The sequence below is a fragment of the Bacillus mycoides genome (assembly GCF_000832605.1).
In the GTDB taxonomy this organism is placed as follows: domain Bacteria; phylum Bacillota; class Bacilli; order Bacillales; family Bacillaceae_G; genus Bacillus_A; species Bacillus_A mycoides.
In genome coordinates, this window is sequence record NZ_CP009692.1 from 4,472,718 (window position 1) to 4,491,651 (window position 18,934).

At 35.8% G+C, this 18,934-nt stretch carries 18 protein-coding genes, 1 tRNA gene and 2 pseudogenes; 6 read left to right on the top strand and 15 right to left on the bottom strand.

Going from position 1 to position 18,934, the window contains the following annotated elements:
• Positions 1-4: 4 nt before the first annotated feature.
• On the bottom strand, positions 5-2,392 hold the full coding sequence (gene inhA1 / locus BG05_RS24730) for a M6 family metalloprotease immune inhibitor InhA1 (protein ID WP_002126109.1): 2,388 nt from the start codon (positions 2,390-2,392) through the stop codon (positions 5-7).
• A 342-nt stretch (positions 2,393-2,734) separates the two neighbouring features.
• Here inhA1 and BG05_RS24735 point away from each other — a divergent pair, with 342 nt between their 5' ends.
• Both BG05_RS24735 and BG05_RS24740 read left to right on the top strand, forming a co-directional pair.
• Positions 2,735-2,869 carry an anti-repressor SinI family protein gene (locus BG05_RS24735; RefSeq protein WP_002011474.1) on the top strand — a complete coding sequence of 45 codons (135 nt, stop codon included), beginning with the start codon at positions 2,735-2,737 and terminating at the stop codon, positions 2,867-2,869.
• Between the two features lie 79 nt (positions 2,870-2,948).
• Entirely contained in the window at positions 2,949-3,272 is a 324-nt protein-coding gene (locus BG05_RS24740; protein ID WP_002030429.1) for a helix-turn-helix domain-containing protein, read from the top strand.
• A gap of 82 nt (positions 3,273-3,354) precedes the next feature.
• Here BG05_RS24740 and calY read toward each other — a convergent pair whose 3' ends face one another.
• The 6 genes from calY to BG05_RS24770 all read right to left on the bottom strand — a co-directional run bounded on the left by calY (position 3,355) and on the right by BG05_RS24770 (position 8,507).
• The gene (gene calY, locus BG05_RS24745; protein ID WP_002126106.1) at positions 3,355-3,948 is read right to left on the bottom strand and encodes a biofilm matrix protein CalY; all 594 of its coding nucleotides are present in this window, start codon (positions 3,946-3,948) and stop codon (positions 3,355-3,357) included.
• A gap of 443 nt (positions 3,949-4,391) precedes the next feature.
• A complete protein-coding gene (locus BG05_RS24750; protein WP_033733844.1) occupies positions 4,392-5,261 on the bottom strand; it encodes a DUF4047 domain-containing protein in 870 nt (289 codons plus the stop codon).
• A 161-nt stretch (positions 5,262-5,422) separates the two neighbouring features.
• On the bottom strand, positions 5,423-6,010 hold the full coding sequence (locus BG05_RS24755) for a CalY family protein (RefSeq protein WP_000172837.1): 588 nt from the start codon (positions 6,008-6,010) through the stop codon (positions 5,423-5,425).
• 62 nt (positions 6,011-6,072) lie between these two features.
• Positions 6,073-6,642, bottom strand: a complete 570-nt coding sequence (gene sipW, locus BG05_RS24760) for a signal peptidase I SipW (protein ID WP_002064334.1) — start codon at positions 6,640-6,642, stop codon at positions 6,073-6,075.
• A gap of 196 nt (positions 6,643-6,838) precedes the next feature.
• The gene (locus BG05_RS24765; protein ID WP_002126097.1) at positions 6,839-8,125 is read right to left on the bottom strand and encodes a D-alanyl-D-alanine carboxypeptidase family protein; all 1,287 of its coding nucleotides are present in this window, start codon (positions 8,123-8,125) and stop codon (positions 6,839-6,841) included.
• A 154-nt stretch (positions 8,126-8,279) separates the two neighbouring features.
• Positions 8,280-8,507, bottom strand: coding sequence for a hypothetical protein (locus tag BG05_RS24770; RefSeq protein ID WP_000251865.1), 228 nt, complete (start codon positions 8,505-8,507; stop codon positions 8,280-8,282).
• A gap of 272 nt (positions 8,508-8,779) precedes the next feature.
• Between BG05_RS24770 and BG05_RS30225 the strand changes: the two are divergent.
• Together BG05_RS30225 and BG05_RS24775 are read left to right on the top strand one after the other, a co-directional pair.
• Positions 8,780-9,004 (top strand): annotated as a pseudogene (locus tag BG05_RS30225) (hypothetical protein).
• A gap of 188 nt (positions 9,005-9,192) precedes the next feature.
• A tRNA-Val gene (locus BG05_RS24775) sits at positions 9,193-9,265 on the top strand.
• Positions 9,266-9,763: 498 nt separating this feature from the next.
• Here BG05_RS24775 and BG05_RS24780 read toward each other — a convergent pair.
• The 8 genes and pseudogenes from BG05_RS24780 to BG05_RS24815 all read right to left on the bottom strand — a co-directional run bounded on the left by BG05_RS24780 (position 9,764) and on the right by BG05_RS24815 (position 13,778).
• Positions 9,764-10,417: a hypothetical protein gene (locus tag BG05_RS24780; RefSeq protein WP_002168861.1), complete on the bottom strand. Its 654-nt coding sequence runs from the start codon at positions 10,415-10,417 to the stop codon at positions 9,764-9,766.
• A gap of 395 nt (positions 10,418-10,812) precedes the next feature.
• Positions 10,813-11,409 carry a hypothetical protein gene (locus BG05_RS24785; protein ID WP_002126039.1) on the bottom strand — a complete coding sequence of 199 codons (597 nt, stop codon included), beginning with the start codon at positions 11,407-11,409 and terminating at the stop codon, positions 10,813-10,815.
• A 159-nt stretch (positions 11,410-11,568) separates the two neighbouring features.
• Positions 11,569-12,114, bottom strand: a complete 546-nt coding sequence (locus BG05_RS24790; RefSeq protein WP_002126038.1) for a hypothetical protein — start codon at positions 12,112-12,114, stop codon at positions 11,569-11,571.
• Positions 12,115-12,194: 80 nt separating this feature from the next.
• A complete protein-coding gene (locus BG05_RS24795; RefSeq protein ID WP_002126037.1) occupies positions 12,195-12,464 on the bottom strand; it encodes a hypothetical protein in 270 nt (89 codons plus the stop codon).
• A gap of 16 nt (positions 12,465-12,480) precedes the next feature.
• Positions 12,481-12,843, bottom strand: a pseudogene (locus BG05_RS31750) (hypothetical protein).
• Between the two features lie 134 nt (positions 12,844-12,977).
• Positions 12,978-13,160 carry a DUF3976 domain-containing protein gene (locus BG05_RS24805; RefSeq protein WP_002086895.1) on the bottom strand — a complete coding sequence of 61 codons (183 nt, stop codon included), beginning with the start codon at positions 13,158-13,160 and terminating at the stop codon, positions 12,978-12,980.
• 28 nt (positions 13,161-13,188) lie between these two features.
• On the bottom strand, positions 13,189-13,566 hold the full coding sequence (locus BG05_RS24810; RefSeq protein ID WP_016126705.1) for a hypothetical protein: 378 nt from the start codon (positions 13,564-13,566) through the stop codon (positions 13,189-13,191).
• Positions 13,567-13,568: 2 nt separating this feature from the next.
• Positions 13,569-13,778: a helix-turn-helix transcriptional regulator gene (locus BG05_RS24815; RefSeq protein ID WP_000428506.1), complete on the bottom strand. Its 210-nt coding sequence runs from the start codon at positions 13,776-13,778 to the stop codon at positions 13,569-13,571.
• An 826-nt stretch (positions 13,779-14,604) separates the two neighbouring features.
• Here BG05_RS24815 and odhA point away from each other — a divergent pair.
• Both odhA and odhB read left to right on the top strand, forming a co-directional pair.
• Positions 14,605-17,472 (top strand): 2-oxoglutarate dehydrogenase E1 component, encoded by a 2,868-nt coding sequence (odhA, locus tag BG05_RS24820; protein WP_003188053.1) that lies wholly within the window; start codon positions 14,605-14,607, stop codon positions 17,470-17,472.
• 129 nt (positions 17,473-17,601) lie between these two features.
• Positions 17,602-18,858, top strand: coding sequence for a 2-oxoglutarate dehydrogenase complex dihydrolipoyllysine-residue succinyltransferase (odhB, locus tag BG05_RS24825; RefSeq protein WP_002168867.1), 1,257 nt, complete (start codon positions 17,602-17,604; stop codon positions 18,856-18,858).
• Positions 18,859-18,934: the final 76 nt, after the last annotated feature.

Below are 18,934 nucleotides of genomic sequence, written 5' to 3' on the forward strand. Positions count from 1 at the left end.
TGTATTAACGGTATAAACGAACAGCACCTGCAGAATTATCATCAGCTTGTCCTACTACTTCAAACTTCAGACCAAGCTTCGGTAAAATACGTCCTGCATCTGGAATCTGCTCATTAATATACTTTTTAGAGTCATCGAACTTCGGTACCCCTGGTAATCCATCGTATACGAATGTTCCACGCGTTGGAGATACAACTTTCCAAGCTGGCGTTTTGTCGAATGAGAACGCCGCATCAGCAATTTGGAATCGCGTACTGCTTGTAAATGTTGGTTTGCCATTTAAAGTTCCTGCAATTGCTTCTGGATGAGAGTCAACTACACCAAGGAAACCATGTCCTGGATGTACGCCAACCCAGTTATCTGTGTAAGCTGAATCCGCATACCATACAACCATACCAGTGTTATATACTGGACCGCGAGCAAATTTCAATGCGTTATCTGAACCCGCATAGTTTCTCCACTCTACATAGTAGTTATGCTTTTTCTTATCCATTCCGTTAGATGCAACGAAACCGTCCAATTTGAATTGTGGTGTACCTTCTGCATCATCAGAGAATGCAACATTTCCATCTACAGTTAGTGACGCATTATCAAGTGTAAATCCATTTAACGCCAATCCACCGTCTGTAATATATTCAAATACTAGTTTCACTTTCTTACCTTTGAATTGACTTAAATCATATGATTTATCAACCCATTTTCCATTTGTCGTAGCTGCATTTCCACTATTTGCTTTCTCACCAATTCTTTCAATCAACGTTTTTTGTCCATCTTCTGTTACAGCGTGTACTTCAAGGAAATCGTACTCTGCTTCGATTTCATACAATGACTTATAATCGAATTTTGCAGTCGTTGCTTTCGTTAAATCGAATAGTGGCGTTTCCATCGTTGTATGAAGGTCATCACCTTTTGTGCTGTAGTAATACTGTTTACCAAATGCAGGCTGAATTCCTTTTACATCTTTATCTGGTAAGTTAACACGAATCAGACCTGGACGATCTGACTTCGTAACACTTTGGTCTAAGTATGTTGCCAGACCGATACCTTTATTTAATTTCTCGTAATCTACTTCTACGATATTCGCCCAGTTACCACCGATTGTTTTTTGGAAAAACTCTTTATTTTGTGGTGATAAACTCGTTGGCGTTGTTCCTGCGATTTTACCAGCCCAGCTTCCGCCACTCATAATAGACCAAGCTTCAACCGGTTCACCATCACCGCTATACTGTGTATCATACTCATCTGGAAGACCTAAATCATGGCCATATTCATGTGCGAATACACCAACCGCGCCATCTTCTGGTTCAATTGTGTAGTCGAATGCTGCCATATTTCCGCCCCAATATGGAACTTTCGCTTGTGTACCTTCAATTGCGAATGGTTTTGGTCCAACTGTCCAGCGATGTGACCAAATTGCATCATCACCTAATTTACCACCGCCAGCTTCTTGTCCAACACCCGCATGAATAATCATTAAGTGATCGATTAAACCGTCCGGTTGATTTTGATTCCCATCACCATTTACATCATATTGATCGAACTGATCAAACTGTGATAAATCAAGTCCGCTATCTACAGCCGCTTTTAATGCATCTTTTACTAGATCACGTGGTCCTTTTGGTCCTTTATTATCATGACCTGTACCAGCATCTGCACCGTAATCAGCAGCTTTACCTGGAACTGTTAACCATTTTGTGACTGTTCCGTCCACTGTGTAACTACCACCTGATTGCTCTTCGTAATATTGTTTAAACGTTTCGATTTTGCTTCCATCCTCTAACGCGAATGGCTCATTACCGAATAACATTTTTTCATAATGTTCTTTGTTAAAATCGTTAGAATACATGTAGCCAGGCTCTTTATCAATATTGTTATGCTTGAAATCAGCGTACTCTACAAGTAAAACAAGTACTTTATCTTTACGAACTTCACCGTTATACTCTTTTTGCTTAGCAGGTGAAGTTGGTACTTTCCCATTTAAGCCTCCTCTAACTGGACCTGTTCCTGCTGTAGTCCCGTTTGCTGGCTGCTCTGATTTTTCTTTCGTATCTGCCTTTGCATCTTTCACTTTCTTTAAAAAGTCAGATGCATCTTTCGTAAGTTGGTCCCCACTTGCCGCTTCTTTCCCAGGATTTTCACCCTTCTTTTTCTCTACATACTTTTCGACAGCTTTCTTTGTTTCTGTCCCTGAAGCAGATGAATCAATTACCCCACGTTTTTTTAGCGCATTTGCTAATCTCTCTTCTGGGATTAAGTGATCATCAACTGGGCTTGTAGCTGTCTTGTTCTCCGGCGTTTCAGCATATACAGACTGGCTTCCAGCACCAAACGACAAGCCTAGAACAGCTGTCAAAGCAATTGATGATAACACTTTAAATGGTTTCTTTTTCATCCCTTATTGCCTCCCCTAATATAAAATATGTATTACACACTCTATATTATTAAAAATTCAATATATTTTCAATATTTAGTTATATTATGTAATTTTTTTAATATATTTGTAAAAATTTCATAGTTAGTATACGAATATATCACAATTCAACAATGTTTTCAGAAAATATTGAAAATATTTGTCAGAAACTTTATAATCGCCATAGAGGGAATTTAATGGGGATTTTATCTTTGTTTCATCTACAAAATATTTGATAATTCACTATATAAAATACAAAATCCGATTGCATTATCATATATTCTGTAGCAGCGATTATGACCACTAATTAGGGAGGAATTACATTTGTACAAAGATAAGGCTGACTCACTAGATCAAGAATGGATTGATTTAATACTTGAAGCTCTAGATGCTGGCATTGCCCTGCAAGATATTGAACACTTTTTTCAACGTATGAAGCATACGAGCCAGGCTCAATAGCCTCGTTCTTTTTAACGAAGTTTATGTTATAATAATCACATCATAAGACGACTACATATTGATAGAAAGGTGCGCAAATATGATAGGAGAACGTATAAAACGCCTTCGTTTACAAAAAGGCATTTCATTAACAGAACTCGCCGAAAAAGCTGGTGTCGCTAAATCTTACATTAGTTCTATAGAACGAAATTTACAAAAAAACCCTTCTATTCAGTTTCTTGAAAAAATTGCAGCTGTTCTACAAATTCCAGTTGATACTTTACTTCACGATGAAACAACAACGGAGGGTCACCTAGACTCCGAATGGACACAGCTCGTTAAAGATGCGATGAGCTCTGGTGTCTCAAAAGAACAGTTTCGTGAATTTCTCGAATTTACACAATGGAAGAAAAATCAACAATAATACATATAAAAGAGTGCTTAAAACGGGCACTTCTTTTTTTCTTTATAAAAAAAAGCGGGGAATCCCCCGCTTTTTTTATTTATTATTTTTCTTCTCCATCTGTTTGGTTAGCATTGAATGTCCATTCTAAGTTCAATGAATCGCCTTGGAATTTGTTTTGATCTTGACCATTCTCTTCGAATACAAATTGTACCCATAGATAGTCCTCTGTACCAGCTTCTAAGCCACCTTTTTCTCCCCACTCAGGAGCAAAGATGTCTTTAGCTAAAAGATCTGGATCAGCATTTTGTAAATCAGCTAAAGTTGTTTCATATACAGGCTCGCTTTGTTTATCCCAGTTCCAAAGGAATTTCACTTTAATATGCTTACCGAAGTCTTCACCAGCATTATCGCCCTTTGCATCTGCAACAGTGTACTTTGTAGCTAATTTAACATCTTTAATTGCTAACGTACCGTCGTTCTTTAATAAGAACTCTTTCTTAACAGAATCCCCTGGTTTTAAATCTTTAATATCTACAAGCGTTTTAGGGTTTAATGTAAGATCTAACGTCCCAGCTGCAAATGTATTGTTTGATACTTCTTTATCGCTAAAGTAAGCGAATGTTCCTCCACCAATTAAAGATAACCCCAATGCTGCTGATGCAACTCCCATACCTAATTTCTTTTTCAGACTCACAATCAATTCCCCCTAGCTGTTTTTTGTATTTTTATCTCTTATTTCAAAATAAGAGGTGTAACTAAAACTATATTAGCTTAGCTAATATTTGTTCTTTTTTTAAAACCTTAAGTTCATTATAACGAACAAGACTATATAAATACAATATATATTTTGATTATTTTTATTTCTCAACATTTTTTCCTTTTTTTCAGAAAAGTATTGAGAAATAAAGTGAAACTTTAATCAGAGTTTTTCTGTCCATCCCCACTGATCATTAACCTTCACCTAGCGGTGGGCTGCCAACTAACTTCCTCGCATTCGTTAAATTTTTAGGTGAAGACCTTATACCCACGAATAGTGAAATAAGAAAAACAAAGCAAATAGGTGAGTCGTAGGGCTCTCTCACCTATTTGTCTTATCATTGTATTTATTCCTTCCGAAATGCTGCTGTATTTTACTTACTATTCCTTCTTTTCTTCTTGCTTCTTACTCTCTTCTAGTTTTTTCGCCTCTTCCTGCTTTTTACTCTCTTCTAGTTTTTTCGCCTCTTCTTGTTTCTTACTCTCTTCTAGTTTTTTCGCCTCTTCTTGTTTCTTACTCTCTTCTAGCTTTTTCGCCTCTTCTTGTTTCTTGCTCTCTTCTAGCTTTTTCGCTTCTTCTTGCTTCTTACTCTCTTCTAACTTTTTCGCCTCTTCTTGTTTCTTGCTCTCTTCTAGCTTTTTCGCTTCTTCTTGCTTCTTACTCTCTTCTAATTTCTTTTGCTTCTCAGCCTCACTCACTTGCTTTGCTGTTTCATCTACTAATAATTTTTCAAAAGCTTGAATTTGTTTATCAATCACCTGTAAATTAACCTCTTTATCAACATACTCACAGTGCTCTTTAACTATATGAAAACCAGCATTCACATACGAGAATACTTGCTTATTAGATTCACTTTTATTTCCCTTTAACTCTTCTTTCACTTTGTTATAAGGATTTTCTATTGATGCATATACCTTTTGTAACAGTTCCCTCTCAGTAACAATTTTCTCACGTCCTTGCTTCCACGTAACAAGCGCCTGTTCTAATTCTTGAGTAGAAGTGAAAGTTACTTTCGATTTCATCTCTTCATACTCATGCAAAATTACTTCCTTATGTTGCTTAGCTTGTTCTGTCAACTGATCAACTGTTTTTGGAAAAATACTTGCTGTAGAAATAGTAGCCTGCACTTTCGTCTCATGAATGAAAGCTGCCTCTGTATAAGTCATCATTTGAGAACCTAAATAAAAAATAATAGAGCACAAACATGGCAATATAAGCATCTTTTTGAATTTGCGAGGTGCCTTCAGCATTTTAATCTCTCCTATCGAACAACTTGTTCTTTATCAAGAACTATACCTTTATTATAATAAAGTGAATTACAAAATGATATAAAAATTATGTTTCTTTTTACATTTCTCTTTTAACACAAAAAGAGACTACCACTTTTGATAGTCTCTTTTTGTTGTCATTATTATTTCGTTTCACCATCGCCTTGCTGTGCATCAAACGTCCAAGTTAATTGTAACTTATCGCCTTGGAATTCATTTTGGTCTTTTTTATTATCAACGAATTCAAATTTCACTTTGAATTTATCAGATTTACCTGCAGAAATACCTTTTTCATCCCAGAACCAAGCAGCTAAATCATTATTTACTGCTGTAAGTGTATCACCCTTCAATTTATCTAATGTAGTTTCTTTCACAATCGTCTCATGCTTATCTACATTTTTTAAGAATGTTACTTTAATATGTTTACCAAAATCATCTTTATTATCTTTCTTCGTATCTTCTACATTATAGTCTGTTTTTAATAGAACCTTTTTAATATCTAAAGAGCCTTTATTTTCTAGTTTAAATTCTTTTTCAATTGTATCACCAGGTTTTAAATTCGATACATTAACAACTGTTGATGGATTTAATGATAAATCAAGCGTACCAGCCGCAAATGTATTATTTGACACTTCTTTATCGCTAAAGAATGCAAATGTTCCTCCACCAACTAATGCTGCTCCTAATACTGCTGATGCGATACCCATTCCTAATTTTTTCTTTAAAGTCATGTCCATATCCCCTTAATATATATATTTGTTAACTTCCTAAACGGAAAGTATAACCAAACGAACTAGACGGATTGTTCTACTTTTTTATCTTTCTTTTCTCCGTCAATGCTACGAATAGCACCAAAAATAGAAATTGCGGAATAGCCAAGTAAAAAGACTCCAGGAATAATGAGAAGTAATGCTGCTCCCGCTTTTGAACTCGCATAATTCAGTCCATAACCAACGTATGGAACTGTAATATCTGCATACTTTCCAATTACATTCTCTGCAAGTACTGGTGCTAAATCTGGTCCGTTGTTGTTATCCCCTTTTGTTTCATACATTACTTTTCCATTTGTATCTTTCACACCGATAATACGGTGAGTGATAATTTTGTCATCTTTCTCTTTAAACGTAATAACATCACCTTTTTTATATTTAGAACCATCTTTCGTTGGCTCTATCGCAATGATTGATCCTGTTAAAAATGTTGGTTCCATCGATCCTGAAAGAACGCTCTTAAACTGATATCCCATCACTGTTGGATCCCCGCCACTCGCTTTTGAAGAAATAACTACAAAAGCTAAACAAACCATTACCGCAAATAAAACAAATGAGATAACGTTGCTAATCACCTTCCAAATTAATTTCATCGTCTCTCTCCCTCTCCGTTGTTTTATGTTATTTGAAGTATACAATATTCATTTAGTTCTCTAACAAGAACACAAGTAAATAATATAACGAACGATTTGGAAATGCAATAAGAAAATTTACAATTATTAGTTAAATCATTTTTGAAATGCATACAAAAAAGACCGTGACAAAATCTCATCACGGTCTACTAGCAATTTATTTTTCTTCTGATTTCATCCCTTGGTTATTTCGGCGCAGCACTACATATAAAATCGCTCCAAATAATAAAATCGCACCTATTCCAACACTTATCACTTTCACATTCGATTCCTTTACTTCAGGTGCAACTGTATCTTTTTTAGGCATCGCAAAAGTAACATCTTCTTTTGAAAGAACATTTATAGTCGCAATCGTTTGATTATTCTTTATAATATCTACCGCACCAACTACTTCACCGCGATGAATTCCTTTTTGATACAAAGATTCTTTATCCACTGAATTAACCCGAAAAGCCGTTTTTATATTTTTCCCTTCATCTTTCTTTAGCATAAGCTCTGCACTTTTTTCCAGCTCAGAATCAACATCTTTATTTAAATACTTTGCCTTTTGGTGCCAACTATGTTTATCTAGTACAGTTTGCTTCGTAAATTGCCCAAAAGAATATTCCGCCATCTGCTTCAAATCTTCATAAATTTCAGGTCTTTGAGAAGCCATTACTACATTTATAATACGATTACCATCCTTCTCATTTAATAAAACGAGCGTATTGCGTGCTTCATTCGTAAATCCTGTCTTACCACCCATACTATATGGATTTTCAAAATAAGTAGACTTATTAAAAATAGAAACTGTTTGCGTAGATGTCGTAACCGTCGTTCTTTTCGTATTCATCGCTTGTAAAATTTCAGGATACTTTTGCACACCTCTCGTAATCATGGCCATATCATATGGCGTCGTATAATGATTTGGATCATGCAATCCATTTGGCGTTACAAAATGACTATCTTTAGCCCCTAATTGCTTCGCCCTTTCATTCATCATATTGGCGAAGTTTTCAACACTTCCTCCAATACGCTCCGCAATCGCATACGACACATCATTCGCACTCAGCACCATTAAAATCATAAGTGCAGTATTTCTATTAATAGTCTCACCAGGGTGAAACTCAATTTGATAATTACTCTTCTCTTGATCTAATGCTAATTGTGAAAACGTAAATTGATCCTCTGGCTTCGTATGCTCCATCAGTAAAATCGCCGTTAACACTTTCGTCATACTAGCAGGGAACGCACGATGATGTGCATTTTTGTCGTACAACATATCTCCTGTTTTCGCATCAATCGTAGTCGCAAACTGACTAAAAACATTCGGCCCTTCCGCAGGTGGAGGTGCCACTTGCTCCGGATTTACTCCAATATTCGTCTCAGCATATAACGTCATAGGTGTCAAAAAAAATAAACAAATAACCATAACAAAAACCGAAATTTTCTTAAAATTTACCATATGACTCTCCCTTTTCCCTTTACTTTCACATTCTATAAAATACCTCTACCAACCTATATGTAATTTGTATTAATTTGGAAGAATATTCATTTTTTTTACTATATCACACTTTTACGATTAGGAACATAAATATACAACAAAAAATAAGAAGGAATTACTCTTTCTTATCCTTCTCATCAATCAATGAGTCTATTAAATTTTGACTAGCTTCCTCAGGTGTAATCTCATCTGTCATCCCCATAAACGACCAACCTTTAGAATCGACCCACTCAACAAACTCTTGTAAAAACTCATCATGTGTAACATCCACATCAAGAATTGAGCCATTAATCGAAATCGTTCTATTTCTAGATACGCGCATCTTGAACGTTTTTCTTACCATTACAATAATTCTCCCTCTACTTCTGAATATTTATAAATATCTTGTACTTCTTTTATACATGATTTCTTGAAAATTGTAAAAAGGATATATTGGCCAATTCGAATACTGGAAATGAAAATCTCTTATTATATAACATTCATTTGGTCATAAATTACCGAATACATCCATATAAAAAAACAAACCAACTTACATTCTATCACACCAAATACACTTGACTTTAGCACAATAGAATGGGATATATTAGAAAACACTTTAAAATGAGGAGGAACTCCATGGCGCGTTGTACGTATTGTAAAACGAAGTGAAAAGTAAAAGATGTATGGTCGCTTCTCATAACATTTGAAAAAGATTATCCGTATTGCTTCGGACGGCAATATCTATCAAAGAAAACATTGAGCGCTATGCCAGAATTTATAAGCTTACCTTTACACTTCTTATTTCCTTTTCTTGTTGATTTAAGTGATGAAGGTCCTTTGGATTGGTATCGGAAATCATAACACTTCAGCATCTTCTATTTATTAAATATAAAAACATACATACTAGTATACCTCTGAAATAAAACCTATTTGATATTGGACTACCTCTTTAAAAAATTACTACACAAAAACATTGTAAATTTTCAGTTAATTATATATAATTGCTTTAGCATAATGATTAAAGATGCTATTACATAAGCATTTTTGAAGATCCCGTAGCTCAGCAGGGAGAGCGCCACCTTGACAGGGTGGAGGTCGTGAGTTCGAGCCTCTCCGGGGTCATATCGTAAAAATAGCGATCTACCAGTTGGTAAATCGCTATTTTTATATGGTAATTCAACCGCTTATGCCACTTTTTTTCCTTAAGAGCCTTGATAATCGATCCAGTAGCGATTAAAAGAGTCCCCGCGATAAAGAATTCTGCGCTAAGTACAAAGAACACTGTAAGTAGATTCGAGTTAATAATGTAGTTATATGCGTCTCCCCCCACATAAACGTGTTTATTTAACTCACTGTATTCACTAGCCATATAATACCCTTCGATTTTGTCAATTCCCTTATATAGCAGTACCGCCGAATGTATATAAAAAATTACCGCCCAAATTATCCATTTTTTCATGATTGTATTTACTCTTGTTGTCTATCTTATTATTTATTAATCTTATGAAGCCTACGCTACTCACAAAGATGACTGCACTTGTGGTCGATTCTCTTAGCTTTAGCTTCTTGTAATTGCTTTAGGAGGCTTTCTAACTCCTTCTTTCCAGTATTTCTTTAAACTTATTCAACTGGAATAAGTTTAACTTGCTCTGCTGTCTTGATAATATCACCACTACCAGCGAAGAAAGTATAATCCCCACGACCTACTGAACTATTACCCAAAATGGTATTTACTGTTGCTGAACCACTCTTGCTATCGAATACAACAAAGTTACTACCACGACCTACTGCCGCAGCCTTATAACGACCCGCCGGAATATCTTTGCCCACGATGTATTCACCTGCACCTAACATTCTAGGCTCTTCCTGCTTAGCTTTAACGCCTTCTGTAAGCTTCTGTAGTTCACTATTCTTAGCTTGGATATCCCCATCTAATTTACCTACTTCACCCTTCTTAGCCTCTACATCTTTGCCCAACTTATCAACTTCTGATGTTAATTGATTCTTATTAGCTACTAGAGCCAAAGTCTCTTCTACTTCAACTTTTTTATCATCAAGCTTCTTTTGCTCTGCATCAATACCTTCTTTGACTTTGCTCTTCGTGTAAATTAATTCATTCTCTTTTTCTTCTGCTTTCACTTTTGCCTCTTCATATGTAACCTTTTCTTTCTCGATAGCGACCTTGGCTCCACTAGCGCCAATTGAATATGAAATTACTAATCCAACGATTACTGCTAAAGTAATCCATAACTTCTTTGACTTTACAATTTTCATAATTTATTCCTCCAATTGAATTTATTATATCAATATATCATATATTTAATACATTTATAACTTACAAAATGTAAGATTTCCCGTCTACTATTCCATCTAACTTCTTTCCCATCTTGAATAGCTTTTATGACCAACCTTATACACCCTCCATGTAGTAAGCCCCTATCCCTCTATACTAAAAATTTTTGCTTTGTCTGGTTATTAACATCATATAGTTAATATAAATATTGGAACATAGTATATACAAGCAAATAACCAACTAATAATTGCTCGTTATAAGCACATTTTTATAGATTGCATAAAAAAAGATGCCAGCAAATGCTGGCATCTTTTTGAACTACTTTCAAATTCTCACTCTAACGTTTTGTGAATATCGCTCTTTTACAAGAACTAAATCACTTCCCACCAAACATCTTCTCCAAAGACTTCGCATTGGCAAATAATACTTCTTTCAAGTTATCATCAGCAACGATTTTATAGTCGCCATCTTTGTTTTTCTTTAAGTTCAATGTAACTTCGCGAGTTGCCATTGCTGCATCTTTATCCGCTAAGTTTTTGACGATAGTTGATGTCATTGTTTTTTCGATTGCTTTTTCAGATTGTTCTTTGTCTTCACTAAAAGCACTAGCGAAGGCCATTGGCATAACTTCTCCTACTGCTTTTGTTACAGCAACGGATAGATCAGCAGATGTAATTTTCACTTTCACTTCTGCTTTGTCATCCTTTTTCGACACTTCTTCTGGCTTTTCAAATTTAAAGTTTTTCGTAATTGCACTCAGCATTGCTTTTGCCTCAGCATCATCTGTTTTTTCATTTAGTTTATTAAATTCCTTGTCACTCTCAACAAATGTACGAGCCTTTTCTACATCACCTTTTTGTATCGCTGTTAAAAATTCTTCTGTAGTATCTTTCGGATTTGCACACCCTGCTAAAACACCTACTGTTAATCCTACTACCATCATTAACAGCAATAATTTCTGTATCTTTTTCACGTTCATTCTCCTCTTATCTTTTCTAGTAAGTCAGCATTATACAATAGTATGAAACTGACATTACAAACATTTTTTAGTATAGCATTTATATGATTCGTTTTCTATTCATTCCCAAAAGATAAAGGGCCTTGTAGCATTTCTACAAAGCCCCCTCTTCTATCAATCCGTATCCGTAGCACAAACTAACCACATTTTATGCTCCTTACTATCTAACACCATCCAAGTAGCATCCCACGCAACATCGTAAAACCAATCTGTCCAAGGGCGATAGCTTTCGAACACTTTAATATCTTCGTATCGATCTTGGAACATATATTGACATACATTGACCGCTAATTGTTTTGCGATAACTGGTCGTTCCTTAAATCCTTCATATGCTCCGCCCCACAAAATTTGAGCGGCAATGCTACCATCAAGCATGACTACCAGATGTTCTTTAAAATGAAATTTATATTTTTCTGATGTATGTATTTTTAACTCTTCTAAGTTATGTATTATATCTAAAGAGTTGAAGATTCTTCTAAAGAAGTGCTCGTATCCATCTTTCGAATGTGGTATTTCTTTGAAAAAATTTTCGTTATGTACTTTAAAACAGCTTATTATTGCGCCACCATTTAAGTTTTGTTCCTTAAACGTGTTTATAATTTTCTCAACAGATGAGTCATTCGTTTCTATTTTTTCAAACGTTCCTGCTTTCCATCTCATAACATCACTACTCTCTATTAAAAATTTGTTTCTTCATTATAAATAGCAAAATAAAACCCAGCAACTTTAAGATTGCTGGGTTAGCTCTTATTCATATTCGAAAAAATAATAACAATTACACCAAGCACATCATGCCCCGCTACCATCCACATACTCCTATCAAAAATCATCAATGATAACCAAAGCGATATATTAATAGCAGCAAATAATAAATATAAAATGTAGTCTCTCTTTTGTAGCGCCTCTCTATTCATCAAAATGTAAATGGCACCGATAGGAGGCAGAATAAAGCAAAGGAAAAAGACAAATATTTTTCTTAACGACCACGGATATGAAGTTACTCTCTGCATATGAGTCTCCTTTTCATTATAGTACTTGTTTTAACATCGGCCTTGCTACTCTATATTCTTCACTAGTAGGTTCTTTTACGAGTATAGGTGGCCTTTCATCCTCTTCTTCTAAAATTATTTCAAATACTTCTGTTTTTTCTTCTAATACGTTGGATTCACTATCTTTAGTAGGCTGTTTGCTTGTTTCAATTTTCTTCGTCACTTCTCCAAGTTTTTGCCCGGCTTCTTCTGCTTTGGCAGGTTCATTCGTAACGTAGTATTCATGCCCCTCCTATACTAATATAGGTGGAACTTGTTCTCATTTGTTACATATTATATAAGTAATACTAGCTATAAGTAGTAGACATGTTAATAAAAAGAAGATAGCTTTTTTATTCATATACTATTCTCCTTATCTATCATTTTATTGGATTATATAATACAAGATATAGATAGCAAATGGATTTTATGGTAATTTTTAGATTTATTTCCAAAAAGAAAAACCTTACAAAAGTAAGGTTCCGTTTTTAAGTTCTATAATGACTGATTTATTAAAACGATCATTACGATAATCGCTATAAACATAACAACTAAGCAGCCGATCATTTTATAAAATCCTCGTTTCGTTAACGTTCCGCCTTGAACGTCTTTACGAATAAATAAGAATACCGCTAAAAATAATACAAGCCCCATGCCAAAAGCATACATCATTTGCATATGTTAATCTTCCTTTCTCTTTTACATCTTAATATCTTTTCGATAAAACAACAAACGATATAAAAACTGTACTCATCGTAAGTGCCATTAATATATTCAATAGTTCAACCGCAGATAGCGTCATTATTTTTAAGTTTAAGCCAATAGAGAAAAGAAGATAGTATGCCGTTAGTGCAAAAAAGGTCACGAACATCCCTTTATAACGAATAAGCTTCATTCGCTCGTCTTTTTCTTTAAATTGCGGGTGTAAGTAACTTAAGCAAAAACACATAATCATCATCGCAAGCAATGTATACGTTGGAGCCGGTGGTGCAGAATGCGTCATTATACCTGTTAATATCATAAATCCACTCATAAATAGAAAAATAATTCCCATAATAACGAAGTACTTTTGTGAATAGTTCATCTTTATTCCCCCTCTTCTTTTCCTTCATAAATAAATACATGTTCTATCGTTGTCTGAAATGTTTTTGCTATTTCAAATGCTAACGGAAGTGATGGATCATATTTTCCCTTTTCAATTGAAATGATGGTTTGTCTGGAAACTCCAAGTTTCTCAGCCAATTTTTCTTGAGATAGTCCAAATTTTTTTCGGTATTCAACCATTTTATTTTCCAAGGAAATTTCTCCCTCCTTCCTTATACCGAGTATATATGTAAAGGAAACTTTACGTCAAGTTTCCTTTACATTCATTTCGTCTATTTTTCATTCTATTTATATAGAAGAAACTTTTTCAAATTCAGCACGTCTATTTTGAAATGAAACATGGAACAATGTATATAGCCGTTACTATATCTCCTCTCCGTTTTTATGAAAATTTAATATCTCCATATTTGTTTTATCCTTTTAAAATGTTTCATTCTGCTCTTTATCGGGTGAAATACGCTATTGTTTTTACGTTATTTTTCGCCATATTTATAGAAACTAACGGTTTATGAAGCATTTTTTATGTATAGCCACTTTTTTTGTAGAAATCCTTCATTTTCCTTTCGATATTTAACACTATCGAGATAAAGTTTATGGTAAATTCATAATTTTTTATTTTTTATACTATATTCCGTTATATTGTTGTATAATATCAATGAAAGCGCTTATTATTCCAATATACATAATTCGAACTAAACTTTATCGAAACATTCTGATAGTTATACTTATATTTAAATGCAACAATTATAGGTATTAATGTAGGTATACCAAATATATCCACCCCGTTTTCCCGTGAAATTACTTTATAACATGAAAGATTAACTTGGGTGATAAGTTATTGTGAATGTTTTTTTACAAAACAGATAAGTAATAGTGTTTGGTATTATGTAAATTATTGTAATAACATAAGAGTAAAGAAAAACATTTAGATTGATTATTGGTTCATCAATTATTGAAAAGAGCAAAATGCACCTTTTTGTATGGAAAAAGGATTATATGCATTGGGAGGTTTAAACAAATGACGAGGAAGAATACAACGACAAACCCTTGGGCCAAGTTCCATGGTCCGAACCTTGGTTATGTTATTGAACAGTATGATCTTTACGTAACTGGAGCAGGTTCTGTTGATCCGGAATTACAAGAGCTTTTTGAAATTTTTGGAGCTCCTTCGTTTCAAGATGATGTCGTAACAGGGGACAACACAGCAACACATTTTTCTCCTCAAAACACAGGGAACATTGAAAAGATTCTTAAAGTCGTTCAACTTGTTGAACAGATCCGTTCTTTCGGGCATACATTGGCTCACATTAATCCGATGGAAGATGCTGCAAACGGACAATCTCTTATCGAGAAAACAATGAACGAACTGAGCGATGCTGACTTGAAAGCGATTCCAGCAAAAACAGTATGGCAAGATGCACCAGAGGGTATTCACACTGCACTTGATGTAATTCATAGATTAAAAGACGTTTATACAAAATCTTTAGCTTATGAATTCTCACATATACAAGATAGTGAAGAACGCGCGTGGTTGCATCAAATGGTGGAATCAAATTCATTGCGTCAACCATTATCAAATAAAAAACGAACTGCTCTTTTAAAACGTTTAACTGCTGTTGAAGGTTTCGAGCAATTCTTGCATAAAACATTCGTTGGTCAAAAACGTTTCTCAATAGAGGGCGTTGATATGCTTGTACCTGTACTAGATGAAATTGTTTCAGAAGGTGCTAAAGGCGGCGTTGAAGATGTCATGATTGGTATGGCTCACCGTGGTCGTCTAAGCGTACTCGCTCACGTATTAGAAAAGCCATATAATCACATGTTTGCAGAATTCAAACATGCAAAAATAGAAGGTGCAGTGGCAAATGCTGGCTGGACTGGCGACGTGAAATACCATTTAGGTAGAGAACAAGTCGTTGGTAATGAAGAGGTTAGCACTCGTGTTACATTAGCAAATAATCCGAGTCATCTTGAGTTCGTTAACCCTGTTGTTGAAGGTTTCGCACGTGCAGCTCAAGAGAATCGTAAAAAATCTGGTCTTCCAGAACAAGATACTACAAAATCATTCGTAATTTTAGTTCATGGTGATGCTGCATTCCCTGGTCAAGGTGTTGTGTCTGAGACACTCAACTTAAGTAGATTGAATGCATACCAAACTGGCGGAACTATTCATGTTATCGCAAATAATGCAGTCGGCTTTACGACTGATAGCTATGATTCTCGTTCTACTAAATATTCAAGCGACCTTGCAAAAGGTTTCGATATTCCGATTGTTCACGTGAATGCTGATGATCCGGAAGCTTGTCTTGCTGCTGCAAACCTTGCGATCCAATATCGTACGCTGTTCAAAAAGGACTTCTTAATCGATTTAATCGGTTACCGCCGATATGGTCATAACGAAATGGATGATCCAGCAGTTACGCAACCACAAGTGTACAAAAAAATTAAAAATCACCCAACTGTAAGAGCAATTTATGCAGATCAATTACAATCTGCTGGCGTTCTGAATGCAGATGAGGTTGAAACAATTACTCAGTTTATACAAGAGGAATTAAAGGCTGAATACGCACAAGTGCCACCAGCTGATACGAGTGCTGCAACAATTCACGTTAAAGTTCCAGAGGTTGTTGCAAAAGGAATTCAACCGATTGACACTGGTGTTTCAATTGAATCACTTCGTACAATTAATGAAGGACTATTATCTTGGCCTGAAGGCTTTAACGTATATCCAAAAGTGAAGAAAATTCTTGAGCGCCGTAAAGATGCTCTTGAAGAGAACGGTAAAATTGAATGGGCACTTGCTGAATCGTTAGCATTCGCTTCTATTTTGCAAGAAGGTACGCCAATTCGTTTAACTGGTCAAGATTCACAGCGTGGTACATTCGCGCACCGTCATATCGTATTACACGATACTGATACAAACGAAACATATTCACCATTACACCGTTTACCGAACATTAACGCATCATTCTCTGTTCATAACAGTCCGTTATCAGAAGCTGCTGTTGTTGGTTACGAATATGGTTACAACGTATTTGCTCCAGAAACTCTTGTGATGTGGGAAGCTCAATACGGTGACTTCTCAAATACTGCGCAAGCATTATTTGATCAATATGTTTCAGCAGGAAGAGCAAAATGGGGTCAAAAATCTGGTTTAGTTCTTCTATTACCACACGGTTATGAAGGTCAAGGGCCAGAACACTCTAGTGCACGTCCAGAACGTTTCTTACAATTAGCTGCGGAGAACAACTGGACAGTTGCAAACTTAACGAGCGCGGCACAATACTTCCATATCTTGCGCCGTCAAGCATCTATCTTAGGAACAGAAGCTGTTCGACCATTAGTAATTATGACGCCGAAAAGCTTATTACGTCACCCACTTACACTTTCTACAGGTAGTGAGTTAAGTGAAGGACGTTTCCAACCTGCTTTAGAACAAGGAAACCTTGGTGCGAAACCAAATAAAGTAAAACGTCTTGTTTTAAGTACAGGTAAAATGGCAATTGACTTAGCAGCAGAAATCGAAAGTGGTAAGCATGAGTACAGCCTAGATGAAGTTCATATGGTTCGTATCGAGCAGTTGTACCCATTCCCTGCTGAAAAAGTTCAATCTATTATTAAACGCTTTAAAAACTTAGAAGAAATCATTTGGGTTCAAGAAGAACCTCGTAATATGGGCGCATGGCATTACATGGCTCCAATTCTGTTCGAACTAGCTGGGGATAAAGTGAAAACAGGTTACATTGGACGCCCGGATCGTTCTAGCCCATCTGGTGGCGATCCATTCGCTCACAAAGCTGAGCAAGAATTAATCGTTGCACACGCTTTAGATGTGAAGTACAACTTCCGTCAAGATAAACAAGAAATTGAAGTTTTCAGCAACTGAAAGTAACAATGAGTTTTTCAGGCTTGGCTGTGGCAGATAGTCTGCCACAGCCAGGCTAACAAATGGAGATTACCGAAGATTAAAGAAGATAAAACACACCGTTAGGCAAATAAGGGGAGGACATTTAAAATGATCGAAATTAAAGTACCTGAGCTTGCAGAATCTATTTCAGAAGGAACTATTTCACAATGGCTTATCAACGTAGGCGACAAAGTTGAGAAAGGTGGCAGCGTTGTTGAGCTTGAGACTGACAAAGTCAATGTAGAAATCATTGCAGAGGATTCAGGTATTGTATCGAAGTTACTAGGCGAACCTGGAGATACAGTTGAAGTTGGTGCTACTATCGCAATTTTAGATGCAAACGGCGCAGCGGTTGAAGTAAGCACACCTGCTCCGGCTAATGAGCAACCAAAACAAGAAACTACTGAAGCACCGAAAGCAGCAGCTCCAAGTGCTGAACAAAATAAAGCGTTGCAAGGTTTACCAAATACAAATCGTCCTATCGCATCACCAGCTGCTCGCAAAATGGCTCGTGAATTAGGAATCGATTTAAACGAAGTACGTAGCACAGATCCACTTGGACGTGTGAGACCACATGATGTACAAGCTCACGCTGCAGCGCCAAAAGAAGCACCAGCTGCTCCAAAACAAAGTCCGGCTCCAGTTGCAAAAACTGAATTTGAAAAACCAGTTGAGCGTGTGAAAATGTCCCGTCGCCGTCAAACAATTGCAAAACGTCTTGTAGAAGTTCAACAAACATCTGCAATGTTAACTACATTTAACGAAGTTGATATGAGTGCAATCATGGAATTACGTAAAGAACGCAAAGATGCTTTCGAGAAAAAACATGATGTACGTCTTGGCTTTATGTCATTCTTCACAAAAGCAGTTGTTGCAGCATTAAAACAGTTCCCATTATTAAATGCTGAAATTCAAGGCGATGAGCTTATCATTAAAAAATTCTATGATATCGGTATTGCAGTAGCAGCTCCAGATGGATTAGTTGTTCCAGTTGTACGCGATGCTAACCAATTGAACTTCGCTGAAATTGAAAGCGAGATTCGTAATTTAGGTCTGAAAGCACGCGATAATAAACTTTCATTAAAAGAGCTACAAGGTGGTACATTTACAATTACAAATGGTGGTGTGTTCGGTTCTCTAATGTCGACACCAATCCTAAATAGTCCACAAGTAGGTATTCTAGGGATGCATAAAATCCAAGTACGTCCAGTTGCAATTGATGCAGAGCGTATGGAAAACCGTCCAATGATGTACCTTGCACTATCTTACGATCACCGTATTGTTGATGGTAAAGAAGCAGTTAGCTTCCTTGTTGCTGTTAAAGATATGCTTGAAGATCCAAAATCATTATTATTAGAAGGTTGATAGATTATTAATCTATTAAAGGCTGTAGAATGAATCATTCTACAGCCTTTTTTTATTATGTTCATACGGGACAAAT